2 protein-coding genes (1 of these 2 only partly in view) are annotated in these 16,696 nt (G+C 66.2%); both read right to left on the bottom strand.

Going from position 1 to position 16,696, the window contains the following annotated elements; all coding sequences use genetic code 11:
- Positions 1-43: 43 nt before the first annotated feature.
- Positions 44-11,368 (bottom strand): amino acid adenylation domain-containing protein, encoded by an 11,325-nt coding sequence (locus tag ACMCNM_RS15085; protein WP_412764779.1) that lies wholly within the window; start codon positions 11,366-11,368, stop codon positions 44-46.
- Positions 11,365-16,696 carry the 3' end of a non-ribosomal peptide synthase/polyketide synthase gene (locus ACMCNM_RS15080; protein ID WP_412764778.1) on the bottom strand. Its footprint extends 17,000 nt past the window's final position, so only the last 5,332 of its 22,332 coding nucleotides appear in the window; its start codon lies beyond the right edge, outside the window; it ends in the stop codon at positions 11,365-11,367. The genes ACMCNM_RS15085 and ACMCNM_RS15080 overlap by 4 nt, the downstream gene beginning before the upstream one ends.

The following is a 16,696-nucleotide window of genomic DNA, read 5'->3' as shown; positions in this document are numbered from 1 at the left end:
GGTTCGCATGACCCGGCCCCAGTGGGGCCGGGAAGGCCCATCTTTAAGGGGTAACCTTGCCGTGGTGCAGCGCCTGCCCGTCGTGCCACCAGGCCGCCAGGCTGAACACATCCGGCACCTTGAGGATGCTGAAGTGGTCACCCGGCCCCTGCCACAGCGCAAGCGTGGGCATCAGTTGCTGCCAACCGGCCTGCATGGCGGCATGCTCGCGGGCATTGCCCAAGGCATCCAGGCCCGGGTCATCCACCAGTACCAGGCCGACCGGCCCGTGGTAGCTCAACGTTGGCCGGTAGGCCGTGCGCAACGCCGTGGCGAAGGTCCGTACGGTGCCGTCCAGCGCCCCTGGCTGCGACCGCGCCGGCAGTAATCCGACCCGCACCATGGCCGCGTGCAACTGGCTCAACTGCTGGTCGTCGCTGGCCTCGGCAAAGGCGCGTGGGTCAATACCCAGGGTTTTGCCGGTGGACAGCTGCAAAGCCTCGATCAGCCGCTGCAAGGCTTCGCCCAGGGTGTAGGGCTGTCCACAGGTGCCGCCCTCACCCGGCGCTTCGCTGTCGATCAGTGTCAATGAACGCACCTGCCGGCCCTTGGCCTCGAACCGGGTAGCCATGGCATGTGCTACCCAGCCGCCAAACGAATGCCCGACCAGGTTCAGCGGCCCTTGCGGATAAAGCGCCTCGATGGCCTGCACATGGCAATCGGCAGCAGCCTCCACCGAAGTGTGCGGCACCGAGCAGCCGTCCAGCCCCCGCGCCTGAAGGCCGTACAGCGGCCAGTCCGGGCCCAGGGCCTCGGCCAGGCCTATGAAACTGGTGACGCTGTCGCCAGCCCCCGGCACGCAAAACAACGGTGCATGCCCGTGCTGACCGGTCTGGATCGCCACCAAAGGCTGATAAGCCGCTGCCTTGGTGCTGTTCGTGCTATGCACACTGCCCAGTAGCTGGCCAAGCGCCTGACCGAGCGCGGCCACCTGGGGCGCCTGCATCATGCTGCGGTGGTCCCCCGGCACGCCCAGAAGGACCAGGGCCTGGGACGGCAGGGTCTCGCGCCAGCCCAGAGTCGACTGGCTGTCACTGCCCTGTTCGGCGCGCAGCAGGTGCACCGGCACGCTCAACGGTGAAGGGCGGTAATGCGCCAGCGCATGGCCGTGCGCCAGTTCACGGGTGAAGTAGTGCAGCAGTTGCGCGTCGGTCATGCTCGCCCACAGCCCATAGAGCAACTGGTGCTCGCGGCAGCTGGCGACCAGCGTGGCAAAATCGGCCTGACCGGCCTCCAATTGCTGCAGGCGTGCCAGCTTGTCGGCGCCTGCCGGGCCTTGCGTGCGCCAGAACGTGCTGCAGTTCAACAGCAACTGCCGTTCGAGTGCCCGTGGTCCCTCCCAGCGCGCCTTGCCCTGGTCGGCCAGGCGCGGCACATAGGTGTCGATCAAGCCGAGGAATTCGACCTCCTCGTCCACACCCAGCAATTGGTTAGCCATTTCGAAGGCCACTACCCCACCGAACGACCAGCCTGCCAGGCGATACGGCCCCTGTGGCTGCACGCTGCGCATCTGTTCGATCTGGTAGCGGGCCAGGCACTCGAGCGTCTGTGGCTGCGGTTGATCGGCCGGGATGCCGGGCAGTCCATAGAGCGCGAAATCACCGGGTAGGTGCTGGCCCAGCACCGGGAAGTAGAAATCCAGGCCGGTGAATTCGTGAACCAGGAACAGCGGCGTCTGGCTGCCCCCTGCACGCACCCGGATCACCCCGCGGTGCGCAGCGTCAGGGCTGCCGAGCCTGGCCGCCAGCAACGCTACGCTGGGGTGCTGGAACACATCGTTGATGGCCACCTTCAGGCCCGCCTTGGTCATCTTGTCGACCAGCCGGATTGCCGCCAGGGAGTGGCCGCCCAGCTCGAAGAAGTTGTCGTGCCGCCCTACCCGCTCCACGCCCAACAGTTCGGACCAGATCGTTGCCAACAGGGTTTCGGTTTCACCTTCTGGCGCTTGGTACTCGCGGTTCTTCAGGGTCTCGCTATCCGGTAATGGCAAAGCCTTGCGGTCGAGCTTGCCGTTGGGGCTCAGGGGCAGTGCCTGCAGGTGGACGAACAGCGCCGGCACCATGAAGGTCGGCAGGCGCCCGAGCAATGCCGAGCGCAGCGCCTCCACAGGGAACGACTCGCCCGTGTAGTAAGCGAGTAACTGCTGCTCATAAGCGATCACCACGGCCTCCTTGACCCCCTCTATCCGCGTCAGGCTGGCCTGGATTTCGCCCAGTTCGATGCGCAAGCCGTGGATTTTGACCTGGTCGTCGTTACGGCCCAGGTACTCGATGTTGCCATCGGCCAGGTGCCGCGCCAGGTCGCCGGTGCGGTACAGGCGTGCACCAGGGGGGGTGCTGAACGGGTCGTCGAGGAAGCGTTCGGCGGTCAGTTCGGCGCGGTTCAGGTAGCCTCGGGCGACCTGCACGCCGCCGATGAACAGCTCGCCGGCCACGCCTTGCGGGACCGGCTGGCCTTGGCTGTCGAGTATGTACAGCGTGGTGTTGGCGATCGGTTTGCCGATGGGGGTGTTGTCCGGTGCCGTCACGCAGTGCCAGGCGCTCACGTCCACCGCTGCTTCGGTCGGGCCGTACAGGTTGTGCAATTCGGCAGTTGGTAACTGCGCGTGGAAGCGTCGGACAAGGCTGCCTGGCAAGGCTTCGCCGCTGCACAAGACGCGCTTGAGACCATCTGCCGATATTTGGCCGTGGGCCAGGAACACATCCAGCATCGAGGGCACGAAGTGCAAGGTGGTGACGTTTTCGCTGCGGATCACCTGACGCAGGTACTCCGGATCGCGATGGCCGCCGGGGCGCGCCATGACCAGACGTGCGCCAGTTTGCAGCGGCCAGAGGAATTCCCATACCGATACGTCGAAGCTGAATGGGGTCTTCTGCAAGACCACGTCTTCAGCGCCGAGGTTATAGGCGTCTTGCATCCAAAGCAGTCGATTGACCACGCCGGCATGCTCGTTCATCACACCCTTCGGCAAGCCGGTGGAACCTGAGGTGTAGATCACGTAAGCAAGGTGACGCGGGGTCAAGTTGGTGACAACTGGGTTGCTGCACGGCTGGGCGTTCCAGGTCGGCTGATCGAGGTCGATAACCTGGGCCGAACCCGGTACGTGCCGCGTAGCGCTATGCACCAGCACCGCCACCGGCGCGCTGTCACTCAGCATATGCCGTACGCGCTCCGCTGGGTAATCGGGGTCAACCGGCACATATGCGCCACCAGATTTGAGGATGGCCAGCAGGCCAACCACCATCGACAGCCCACGTTCAACGCAGATCGCTACCCGATCATCAGGTTTTACACCCAGTTCAATCAGCTGGTGCGCTAATCGGTTGGCCTGCTCATTCAGCTGGCAATAGCTCAGTACCCCTTCTTCGGCTTTAACCGCGATCGCATCCGGCGTACGCAACACCTGCGCCTCGATCATCCCGTGCAGGGTCTGCTCAAGGTCATAATCCACCGCCGTGTCGTTAAAGCCCTGCAGCAACCGCTTGCGCTCATCGGCATCCGGCAACCCGACATGGCCCGGAATGGCCCGATCGCTCTCCCCGAAGGCCCACAGCAGTTGTTCGAAATACCCCGCATAACGCGCGATGGTCGAGCGTTCGAACAGGGCTGTGGCAAACACGATACCGCCGGCAAAACCTTCGGCGCGCTCACCCAGGCTCAGGCTCAGGTCGAACTTGGCAATGCACGCAGGCACACTCACTGCGCTCACCGACAGGTCGGCCAATTGCAGCGCCTGGCGCTCCGGGCTGGCGTCCCAGTCCAGGGTGGCCTGGTACAGCGGCGTATGCGCAAGGCTTCGGCGCGGGCGCAGCAACTCGACCACCTGCTCGAACGGCAAGTCCTGATGCGCCTGCCCGCCCAGCACCACGGCCTTTACCCGGGCCAGCAGCGTGGCCACATCCGGTGCCCCCGAGGTGTCCACGCGCAACGCCATGGCATTGACGAACATGCCGACCAGGCCATCCACTTCAGCCTGCCTGCGGTTGGCTACCGGCGAGCCGATCACCACTTCATCCTGGCCGGCAAGCCGGCTCAACAACACTGCCCAAGCCGCCATGAACAGCATGTAAGGCGTGACGCCATGGCGCCGGCACACGGCTTTGAGCTCGGCACTCAGGCGCGGGTCCAGGCTCAGCGCGACGCTGTCACCGGCATACTGCTGACGCTCTGGCCGTGGGTGATCCCAAGGCAAGCTGAGCAGCGCCGGTGCCCCGGCCAGCTGGCCAACCCAGTAATCCGCCTGTTGGCGCAGCGCATCGCCGCTCAGCCAGCGCCGCTGCCACAAGGCATAGTCGATGTACTGCACGGGCAAGGCCGGCAAGGGGTCGTCGCCACCGCAACTGAAGGCTTGGTACAACTCGCCAAGCTCGCGCACCAACACCCCCAGCGACCAACCGTCGGCCACCAGGTGGTGCAAGGTCAGCAGTAGCAGGTGGTGGTCCTCGGCCAGCTGCAGCAGGCGCCCACGCACCGGCAGGTCGCGGCTAAGCACGAAGGGTTGGCTCGCCTCCTGGCGGATCAGCGCCGCAATGGCGGCTTCATCCAGGCCCTGGCAAAGGTCCCGGCCAAACAGGAAGCCTTCGCTACCGGTTGCCAGCACCACCTGCGGCTCGCCTTCCTGTTCGACAAAATGGCTGCGCAGGCTTTCATGGCGCTCGACCAGGCGCCTTAACGCGCGCTCCAGCGCCCCAGAGTCCATACGGCCCTCCAGGCGCAGGGCCAGGGGAATGTGATAGGCCGCGCTGGCTTCCTCCATCTGCGCCAGAAACCACAGCCGCTGTTGGGCGAACGAAAGCGGTAAAGCACCGTCACGCGGGCCCGGCTGGATAGCCGGCAAGGTGTCGCCGTCACGCGCAAGGCAGGCGGCCACCGCTGCCAGGCTGTCATCGGCAAACAGGTCGCCCAATGCCAGCTCCAGCCCCAGGCGTTGGCGAACTTGGGCCAGCATGCGCATCGCCAGCAGTGAATGGCCGCCCAATTCGAAGAAGCGGTCGTGTCGCCCGACGCGTTCCAGGTGCAGCAGTTCGCCCCACAACGTGGCCAGCGCCTGCTCGCGCTCGCCTTCCGGTGCTTCGTACGCTGTCACCGCCAGGTCCTGAGGTGCCGGCGCCGGCAAGGCCTGGCGATCAACCTTGCCATTGTTGTTCAGTGGCATCCGCGGCAATGCCACAAAAGCGGTAGGCACCATGTAATCCGGCAAGCGCCCACGCAAGAAGGCACGCAGGTCAGCGGCCTCCACTGGGGCCTCGTGCCGGGTAAACCAGGCCACCAGCCGCAGTGGGCCCTGCTCGTTCGGCACAGCCATCACCACGACTTCACCGACACCCGGTGCCAGTGCCAACTGTTGCTCGATTTCGCCCAGCTCGATCCGGTAACCGCGAATCTTGACCTGGTCGTCATTGCGCCCCAGGCACTCCAGTTGGCCGTCGGCCTGCCAGCGCACCAGGTCGCCGGTGCGGTACAGCCGAGCGCCCGGCTGCGGGCTGAACGGGTCATCGATAAACCGCTGCGCCGTCAGTTCTGGGCGGTTCAGGTAACCCAGCGCCACGCCGTCGCCGCCGATATACAGTTCACCGACCACGCCTTGCGGCACGGGCTGTTGCCAGGCGTCCAGCACATACACCTGGGTATTGCCGATCGGCCGGCCAATCGGCACTTGGGCTGCGTCGGGCGCCAATTCACGCACTTCGCAGGTCACTGCGAACGTGGTGGTTTCGGTGGGCCCGTAGCCATTGAGCAGGCGCAGCCCAGGTGTTTTGTGCAGCAGCGTGCGGAAGGCTGCAGGTTCGGCACGCTCACCGCCGCTGATCAGCACGCGCAGCGCGGCCAGGGCCTCGGGGATCAACTGCACGTACTGGTTGAACAACGCCGTGGTCAAGAACAGAACGGTGATGCCCTGCTCCGCCAGCGCCTTCGCGAAAAGCGCTGGGTCGACCAGCGTGCGGTGGTCGATCACTCGCACCTGCCCGCCATTGAGCAACGGGCCCCACACTTCCAGGGTGCTGGCATCGAACGCCGGGTTGGAAGCGAAAGCGATGCGGTCGCTGGCCAGCAACCCGGCATACCGCTCGTTCAGCACCAACCGCGCAATACCCCGGTGCGGCACGCACACGCCCTTGGGTTTGCCTGTGGTGCCAGAGGTGTACATCACATAGGCCGCACTGCCAGCGTCCTGGGCCACCCCAAGGTTGTGGCCAGGCTGGTCATCGAGGACCAGTTGGTCCAGGTCGACCCGCCGCACCGCATACTCAACCGGTGTGCCAGCAAGCGTCAGCAACGCGGTGGCCTGGCAATCCTCGACCATGAAGGCCTGGCGCTCGGTCGGGGCATGAATGTCGAGCGGTACATAGACCGCGCCACACTTGAGCACAGCCAGTTGCGCCACCAGCAGGTGCAACGAGCGCGGCAGCAGCACGGCCACATAGGCACCCGGTGCCACACCTGCGCCCATCAGGTAATGGGCCAGGCGGTTGGCGCGTTCGTTAAGTGCCCCGTAGCACAGCGCCTGGCCGCCCTGCACTGCCGCCACGGCCAGGGGATGGCGCGATACGCGCTGCTCAAACAGCTGCTGCACGGCCAGGTCACGGGGGTAATCGCGCTGCGTGGCATTGAAACTGTGCAGCAGGGTGTGGCGCTCGGCGTCGCCAAGCAACGGCACCTGTGCCAGCGGCTGTTGATCATCGCCGATCATGGCCCAGAGCAAGGTCTCGAAGTAGCCGACATAGCGCCGCACGGTCGCTTCGTCGAACAGCGAGGTGGCGTAGTCCAGGGTGCCGGCCAGCGTGTCGCCGAACTCGCCGAGGTTGAGCGTCAGGTCGAACTTGGCGACCTGGCCGGCCTGGGCCACGGCTTCCAGGCGCAGGCCCGGCAGTTGCAAGGCGCCACCTTCGATCGCCTGCCAGTTGAGCGTGGCCTGGAACAAGGGGGTGTGGCCAAGGCTGCGCACTGGGCGGACGATTTCCACCACCTGTTCGAATGGCAGGTCTTGGTGCGCCTGAGCCTCCAGCACGCGCGTACGGACCTGCTCCAGCAGGGTTTGCGCCGTTGGTGCGGCAGCCGTGTCGATGCGCACGGCCAGGGTATTGACGAACAGGCCCACCAGCGGCTCCAGCTCGGCACGGCCGCGGCCCGCCACAGGGCAACCGATGACGATTTCGCCCTGGCCGGACAGCCGCGTCAGCACGGCGGCCCAGGCGCTGAGCACGGCCATGTACAGGGTTACCCCGTGGCGCTGGGCCAGGCTGCGCAGGCCAGCCGCCAGGCGGGGCTGCAACTGCAGTGGCAGGCTTGCGCCGGCAAAGTCCTGGCGTTCGGGGCGTGGGCGATCACTGGGCAGCTTGAGCAGGCTGGGTGCACCGTCCAGGGCCTGGCGCCAGTAATCGGCCTGGCGCTGCAACTGGGCGCCGGCCAACCAGCGGCGCTGCCACACGGCATAGTCGCCGTACTGGATGTCCAGGGCCGGCAGCGGATTATCCTGGCCCTGGCAGCAGGCCGTATACAGCGCGCTTAGTTCGCGGGTCAGCACGCCCAGCGACCAGCCGTCGGCAACGATGTGGTGCACGGTCAGGGCCAGCACATGGTGTTCTGCGCCTAGACGCAGCAAACGCGCTCGCAACAGCGGCCCGTGGGCCAGGTCGAAAGGCGCACTGGCCGCTTCATGCAAGCGGGCGGGCAGCGCATCGACGCTCAGGTCTTCACGCTGGAACCAATCGGCACCCGCGGTGGCGGCCAGCACCACCTCGGCACTGTCATCGCGTGGTACGAAGCGGCTGCGCAAGGTCTCGTGGCGCTCGATGATGCCCAGCAAGGCTGCTTCCAGCGCATCGGCATCCAGTGCCCCGCGCAGGCCCAGGGCCAGCGGCACATTGTAAGCCTGGTTACCGCCTTCCATTTGCGCCAGGAACCACAGCCGCTGTTGGGCGAACGACATCGGCAGCGGCGCATCGCGCGGCACTGGGCGTATCGCCGGCAGCTCACTGCGCCCGGCGTGGGCCAGTACCTCGGCCACGGCGGCCAGCTCGGGGTTGGCGAACAGGTCGGCCAGGCTCAGTTCGACACCCAGGCGCAGGCGCACCTGGGAGACCATGCGCATCGCCAGCAGTGAATGCCCGCCCAAGCTGAAAAAATGGTCGCGACGGCCGACTCGCTCAACGTGCAGCAACTCGGCCCATAGCGTTGCCAGCGCCTGCTCCAACGCCCCTTCGGGGGCCTCGTAGCCCTGCTCGAACAGCGCCGAGCGCTCCGGGCGTGGCAAAGCGCGGCGGTCGAGTTTGCCGTTGGCCGTCAGCGGCAACGCCGGCAGCTCGACATAGGCCACCGGCACCATGTATTCCGGCAGGTGCGCCTGCAATTGGCTGCGTAGGCCTTCTGGGGTGAGCGGTTCGACGCCTGCCTGGGCAGTGAAGTAGGCCACCAGGCGCGGCTGCCCGGGCTGGTCCTCTCGGGCCAGCACCACGGCTTCATCGATGCCAGCCAGGGCGTTCAGCCGGCTTTCGATCTCGCCCAGTTCGATGCGCACGCCGCGTATCTTGACCTGGTCGTCGTTGCGCCCCAGGTAGTCCAGAGTGCCGTCCGCCAGCCAGCGCACCAGGTCGCCTGTGCGGTACATGCGCCCACGGGCGACGAATGGGTCGTCCAGGAAGCGCTCGGCGGTGAGCGCCGGGCGGTTCAGGTAGCCCCGGGCAACCCCGGCGCCACCAATGTACAGCTCACCTGGCACACCCAGCGCAACAGGCTGCAGGTGTGGGTCGAGTACATACAGACGGGCGTTATCGACCGGCCGACCGATGTGCAGCGCACCGCCCGCTTCCACCGCGCCGGAGCTGGCCACCACCGTGGTTTCGGTCGGGCCGTAGTTGTTGACCACGGCAAAGCGCTGGGTGCGGTTGAACTGGCGCAGGCGGTCACCGCCGATCAACAGGGTGCGCAGGGTCGGGTGTTCGAGCTGATGGTTGAAGGCATACTCGGCCACCGGCGTCGGCAAGAAGCTCACGTCCAGGGGCTGCGCCTGCCACCAGGCAAGCATGGCATCCAGGTCGTCGTTGCCCTCCGACGCCGGCGCCAGGTGCAACGTGGCCCCGGCGCACAACGCCGGCCAGACTTCCCAGGCCATGGCGTCGAAACCAAAACCGGCCAGGCTCGAAGTGTGCCGGCCATGGCACAGGTCGAAGGCGCGGCAGTGCCAGTCGACCAGGTTGTTGACGGTCTGGTGCTCGACCATCACGCCCTTGGGCTGCCCGGTGGAACCGGAGGTGTAGATCACATAGGCCAGGTGGCACGCGCTCAGCCCCGGCACAACCGGGTCGCTCTCGCATACAGGCCAGTGCGGCTGATCGAGCAGCACCACCGGCACCGCGACAGCCCCCAGGCGCTCACGCAGCGCCTGCTGCGTCAGCACCGCTACCGGGCCGCTGTCATTCAGCAGGTAGTGCACGCGCTCATCCGGGTGGGCGGGGTCTACCGGCACGTAACCGGCTCCGGCCTTGAGTACCGCCAACAAGCCCACCAGCGTCTGAAGGCTGCGCCGCGCCACCACGGCGACGCGGTCGTCAGGCCGCACGCCCAGGTTGATCAGGTGCTGCGCCAGGGCATTGGCCTGGCGGTTGAGCTCGGCGTAACTCAAGCGCGCGCCGTCACAGGTGGCGGCGACGGCGTCAGGGTGCAACTCGGCGCGGTGTGCAATGCGCTGGTGCAGGGTCAGTTGCCGCTCATAGGGGGCCGGATAATGGTTGAACGCTTCCAGCAGTTCCTCGCGCTCGCTGTCGGGGAGCATGGCCAACGCCAGGACCGACGACTGCGGTGCCTGCACCAGGCTTTCGAGGGTCTGCTGCAAGTAAGCACAGACGCGCTGCGCCGGCACTTCGGCGCTGGCCAGCAAGGTCAGGCGAAATGCTTCGCCCAAGTCGTCGACGCTGAGCGTCAAGGGGTAGTTGGTGGCCTCGGCAGACTCGACGATGTCGATGCCGGCCAGGGCTGCACGGCGTGGCTGGGTGCTGTCCACTGCGCTGTGGCGGTAGTTGAGCAAGGCATTGAACAGCGGCGCCGGCGCCGCCACACCGCTGCACCGCTGGGCCAGGGCCAGTGGCGCGTGTTCATGGCGCATCAATGCGCTCAGCCGCTGGTGGGTGGCGCGGATCGCCGTCGGCAAGTCAGCACTGTCCAAGTCAACGCGTACCGGCAGGGTGTTGATGAAAATCCCCAGCGCCCGGTCGGTGGCTTCGGCGCCCTGCAAGCGCCCCATCAGCACTGTGCCGAACACCACCTGCTCGCGCCCCGTCAGCCCGCCCAGCACGCGGCCCCAGGCCAGGTGGAAGAGGCTGGCGACGCTCACGCCCAGGCTACGCGCCTGGCTGCGTAGCTGCTGGCACAGCGCTAGTGGCAGGTCGAGCGCGTGCTCGTTGTGCGCCTCACCCACGCCTTGCACATCCTGGATGCCGTAGGCCAGGGTCGACGCGTCGATCCCCCCCAGCATGTCGCGGAAAAACGCCTCGTGTTCGGCCTCGCTGATACCCAGCACGGCTTGTGCCACATAATTGCGAAACGGCACCGGGGTGCCCAGCCGATCACCCTCGCCAGCCAGAAACGCGATCAGTTCGTGACGCACAACCTCCAAGGCACTGTGGTCCATGGCGATATGGTGGAACTGCAGGGTGGCGGTCAGTGCGCCATCGGCCTGCTCGGCCTCACGCAGCAGGCGGATTAGCGGTGCCTGGGTCAGGTCGAGCCTGCCGCGCGTGGGGTCGTTATCGGGTAACGTCGCCACCTGCAGGTCAGCGTGGCGCCAGACCACCTGCACCGGCGTTTCGAGCCCTTCCCACTGCACCGAGGTGCGCAGGATGTCGTGGCGGGCAATCACGCCACGGAGCGCATCGGCAAACGCCTGCAAGCGGGCCTCGCTGGCAAACACGAAACGCGCCTGCATCACGTACGGGTCGCTGTCGGTGGCACTGGCGTGGTGGAACAGCATGCCCTGCTGCAGCGGTGCCAGTGGGTAGATGTCTTGCACGTTAGCCGCGCCGCCAGGGATGCAGGCGACGATGCGGTCAAGGGTGCCCTGGTCGAGGTCGATTAGGTTGAGGTGCTGCGGCGTAATGCGCGTGCAGCGCGGCTCGATGAGGTTGGACGGCACGTGTACCGCGCCCTGTTTCACGGCCACGTACTCGCCGCGCTCGATCATCGCCACCAGCGTTGGCTTGTGTTCACGCAGTTGCGCCACCAACGCGGGGTCGGTCAGGGCCTGGCGGTTGCCCTGGACGGCCAGTTGGCCGTCCTTCAACGCCAGCTGCACGTTTTTGGCCGTCAGTGTTGCCAGTAGTTGGTTGATGCTCACAGGACGATCTCCATTCTGTCTGTGATGGCTGCGTAGCCCGCCAAGGTCGGTTGGTCGAACAGGGCGCGCACGTCGGCTTCCAGGCCGTGATCACGCAGGCGGGAGGTGAGGGTCACCGCCAGCAGCGAATGGCCGCCCAGTTCGAAGAAGTTGTCATGCCGCCCTACCCGCTCAACGCCCAGCAGCTCGGCCCAGATCGTTGCCAGCAGGGTTTCGGTTTCGCCTTCTGGGGCTTCGTACGCACGGTTTTGCAGGGCTTCGGTGTCCGGCAGTGGCAAAGCCTTGCGGTCGAGTTTGCCGTTGGGGCTCAGGGGCAATGCGTCCAGGTGCAGGAACAGCGCGGGCACCATGAACTCCGGCAGGTGGGCCAGCAATGCCGTGCGCAGAACGTCTGCGGCCTGCTGTTCACCGGTGTAGTACGCCACCAGACGCTGGTCGCGGGCGACCACGACGGCTTCTTTCACGCCTTCGATGGCCGTCAGGCCAGCCTGGATTTCACCCAGCTCGATGCGTAGGCCGCGCAGCTTCACCTGGTCATCGTTGCGGCCCAGGTATTCGATGTTGCCATCGGCCAGGTGCCGCGCCAGGTCGCCGGTGCGGTACAGGCGTGCACCAGGGCGGGTGCTGAACGGATCGTCGAGGAAGCGTTCGGCGGTCAGTTCGGTGCGGTTCAGGTAGCCTCGGGCGACTTGCACGCCGCCGATGAACAGCTCGCCAGCCACGCCTTGCGGTACGGGTTGCCCCAGCGTATCGAGTACGTACAGCGTGGTGTTGGCGATGGGTTTGCCGATGGGGGTGTTGTCCGGCGCTGTCACGCAGTGCCAGGCGCTCACGTCCACCGCTGCTTCGGTCGGGCCGTACAGGTTGTGCAATTCGACAGTTGGTAACTGCGCGTGGAAGCGTCGGACAAGGCTGCCTGGCAAGGCTTCGCCGCTGCACAGCACGCGCTTGAGACCATCTGCCGATATTTGGCCGTGAGCCAGGAACACATCCAGCATCGAGGGCACGAAGTGCAGGGTGGTGACGTTTTCGCTGCGGATCACCTGGCGCAGGTACTCTGGCTCGCGATGGCCGCCGGGGCGCGCCATGACCAGACGTGCACCGGTTTGCAGCGGCCAGAGGAACTCCCATACCGATACGTCGAAGCTGAATGGGGTCTTCTGTAAGACCACGTCGTCTGCACCGAGGTTGTACGCGTCTTGCATCCACAACAGACGGTTGACCACGCCGACATGCTCGTTCATCACACCCTTCGGCAAGCCGGTGGAGCCTGAGGTGTAGATCACGTAAGCCAGGTGACGCGGGGTCAAGCCGGTTGCAACTGGGTTGCTGGACGGCAGGGCGTTCCAGGTCGGCTGATCCAGGTCGATAACCTGGGCCGAATCCGGTACGTGCCGCGTAGCACTGTGCACCAGCACCGCCACCGGCGCGCTGTCGCTCAGCATATGCCGCACGCGCTCAGCTGGGTAATCAGGGTCAACCGGCACATACGCGCCGCCGGCCTTGAGGATGGCCAGCAGGCCAACCACCATCGACAGCCCACGTTCGACGCAGATCGCTACCCGATCATCAGGTTTAACACCCAGATCAATCAGGTGATGCGCTAATTGGTTGGCCTGCTCATTCAACTGGCGATAGCTCAGTGCCCCTTCTTCGGCTTTAACCGCGACCGCATCCGGCGTACGCAACACCTGCGCCTCGATCATCCCGTGCAGGGTCTGCTCAAGGTCATAGTCCACCGCCGTGTCGTTGAAGCCCAGCAGCACACGTTCACGTTCCTGCGCTTCCAGCACCGGCAAGCGCTGCACTGGCAGTTCTGGCGTCTGCTCCAGCGCCTCGACCATGGCCTCCAGCACCTGGTTCATCTGCCCACAGATACGCGCCGCGCCTACGTCGGCCGGGGTCATGGCAACCAGGCGGAAGCCCTCCCCCAGGTCGTCAACGTTCAAGCCCAGCGGGTAGTTACTGCGTTCCTGGCTTTCCAGGTTGTCGATACCTTGCGTCGCCTGCCGCTGGCTGTCAGTGACCTGCGTGCTGTGCCGGTAGTTGAGCATGGCGCTGAACAACGGCAAGGGCGCAGCCACGCCACTGCAACGCTGGGCCAACGCCAGCGATGCATGCTCGTGGGCCAGCAAGGCACTGAGGCGCTGATGGGTAGCACGGGCCCCTTCACGCAGGCTGATACCGCCCAGGTCGACCCGCAGCGGCAAGGTGTTGATGAACATGCCGAGCGCCCGCTCGGCGCCTTCACCGCCTTGCAGGCGGCCCAGCAGTACGGTGCCGAACACCACGCTGTCCTGGCCACTGGCGGCCGCCAGCAGGCGCGCCCAGGCCAGGTGGAACAGGCTGGCGACGCTGATACCCAATTGCCGGCCTTGTTGGCGGAGCCGTTGTGCCAGGTCGTCACGCAGCCACAGCTGGGCCTCCTCGATGTCACGGCCGTCACCCTGCACATCGCTAAGGCCGAACGGCAGCGTTGGCGCGTCGATATCCGCCAGTTGCCCGCGGAAGAACGCTTCATGCTCGGCCTGGCTGATACCCAGCCGCGCCTGAGCCACGTAGTTGCGGTACGGCACCGGTGCCTGGGCCGGCTCGGCCGCACCCTGCAGATAACCGATCAGCTCCTCGCCGACCACTTCCATGGCCGTGTGGTCGAGCACGATGTGGTGGAACTGCAAGGTGGCTTCGATGCGGGCCGTGCCCGGCTGCTGCGTGTACAGCAGACGGATCAGCGGTGCCTTGCTCAGGTCAAGCATTGCCTCGCTGTCGCGACCACGCGCCATAACCGACAACGGCGCCTGCCGCCAGACCACCTGCACCGGCTGCGGTTGGCCTTCCCAGAGCACCGCCGTGCGCAGCACGTCGTGGCGGGCGATGACCTTGTCCAATGCTGCCGCGAAGTTGTTCAAGTGTTCGCGGCTGGCGAACCCGAAGCGCGACTGCAGCACATAAGGGTCGTGCCCCTGCGCGCTGAGGTGGTGGTACAGGATGCCCTCCTGCAAGGGTGCCAACGGGTAGATGTCCTGCACATTGCGGGCACCGCCGGGTACCTGGGCAACGATACGGTCGATGGCCGCCTGGTCCAGCGCCACCAGCGGCAGCATGCCGGGGGTGATGTGCGGGCAGCCGGCCGGGATCAGGTTGTCCGGCACCTGCACTTGTAGCACCTGGCCCAGGGTCGTCGCCAGTGCCGCCACCGTCGGCTGGCCAAACAGCGTACGCACATCCACCTGCACGCCCTCGCGGCGTAAGCGCGCGGTCAGGTTCACCGCCAGCAACGAATGGCCACCCAGCTCGAAGAAGTTATCGTGGCGGCCCACTCGCTCAACGCCTAGCATGTCAGCCCACACCGCTGCCAGGGCCATTTCCACTTCGCCCTGCGGGGCGACATAGGCCTGGCCTGCAAGCAGCGCCGGATCCGGATCGGGCAACGCCTTGCGGTCGAGCTTGCCATGGCTGGTCAACGGCAGTGCTGGCAGGCAGGTGAAGGCCAACGGCACCAGGTGTGCGGGCAGGCTTGCCTGCAAAGCTTGGCGCAGTGTGTCCACCGCCACCGGTGTGGTTTCAGTGAACCAGGCCAGCACCCGCTCGCCACGCACCAGCACCACCGCATCGCCGATACCAGGCTGCGCGGCAAGTACGCTTTCGATTTCGCCAAGCTCCACCCGTACGCCGCGGATCTTCACCTGGTCGTCGTTACGGCCCAGGTAATCCAGGGTGCCGTCAGCGCTCCAGCGCACCAGGTCACCTGTGCGGTACAGCCGCGCATGGGGTTGGGCGGTGAACGGGTCGGCAATGAAGCGCTCCTCGGTCAGTGCCGGGCGATTGAAGTAACCGCGGGCCACCCCAGCGCCGCCAATGTACAACTCACCCACGGCGCCCACCGGCACCGGCTGGCGGCGCTCGTCGAGCACATACACCTGGGTGTTGGCGATAGGCTTACCGATATGCAGCGCCCCTTCGGGTAGCAGTTGCCCGGACGTGGCCACTACGGTGGCTTCGGTCGGGCCATAGTTGTTGACCAGGGCAAAACCTGAGTCGCGCTCGAACTGGCGCAGGCGATCGCCGCCGACCAGCAGCGTGCGCAAGGTCGGGTGCTGACGCTCGCGGCGCAGCGCCTGTTCGGCCACGGGTGTGGGCAGGAAGCTGACAGCCAGCGGCTGCTCCAGCCACCAGTCGAGCAATTCGTCGACGTGCTCACCGGCGATGCGTGCGGGCGGCACGTGCAGCACGGCCCCTGTGCACAACGCAGGCCACACCTCCCAGGCCACCGCATCGAAGCCAAAACCGGCCACCGTGCTGGTATGGCTGCCGGCTTTCAAGGCAAAGGCCTCACAGTGCCAGTGCACCAGGTTGGCCAGGGTCGCATGCTCGACCATCACCCCTTTCGGCTGGCCGGTGGAGCCGGAGGTGTAGATCACATACGCCAGTTGGCGATCATCCAGGCCTGCCACGCAGGGGTTGCTGTCGGCTGCCCCCTGCCAGGCATCGCGGTGCAGCTCGACACGTGGGGTGTCCCCCACCAGCGCCAGGGTGGCCGCATCGACCAGCACCAATGCCGGCGTGCTGTCTTCAAGCAGGTAGGCGATGCGTTCGCCTGGGTAGGCCGGGTCGATCGGCACATAGGCCGCACCGGCCTTGAGAATGGCCAACAGGCCGACCAGGCGCTCCAGGGTGCGCGGCAAGCACAATGCCACCCGGTCGCCGACCTTCACCCCGCGGCTGATCAGGTGATGCGCCAGGCGGTTGGCGCAGCGATTAAGCTCGCCGTAGCTCAGTACCTGGCCATCCTGCACCAGTGCTGCCGCTTGCGGTGCGCGGGCCGCCTGGGCCTCGACCAGGGCGTGCACGGCCTGCCCTTTCGGGTAGTCGCGTGCGGTGGCATTGAACACTTCCAGCACCTGCTGCCGGGCCACCGGGTCCAGGATCGACAATGCCTCGACCGGCTTGGCCGCAGACTGCGTCAGCGCCTGCAGCAGTTCGACCAGGGCCTGGTTCATCCAGCCAGCGACCCGCTCGGCGCCAATGCCTGCCTGGGCCAGCACACTCAAGGCAAAGCCTTCGCCCAGGTCGTCGACACTCAGGGTCAGCGGGTAGTTGCTGCGCTCCTCACCGCCCAGCAGGCGAACACCCTGGCTGTGGGTATCGCCGTCGGCAGGCACCCCTGCCGTGCTGTGGCGGTAGTTGAACAAGGCGCTGAACAACGGTGTGGACGCGGCCACGCCACTGCAGCGCTGGGCCAACGCTAGCGAGGCATGCTCGTGCGCCAACAGCGCCGAGAGCCGCTGATGGGTGGCGCGCACCGCCTGCGCCACCGGTGCAGTCAAG

This window comes from Pseudomonas sp. NGC7 (assembly GCF_047159675.1).
Taxonomy (GTDB): domain Bacteria; phylum Pseudomonadota; class Gammaproteobacteria; order Pseudomonadales; family Pseudomonadaceae; genus Aquipseudomonas; species Aquipseudomonas kermanshahensis.
Note: the sequence above shows the minus strand (reverse complement) of the source record. Positions and strands in the feature narration are given on the sequence as shown.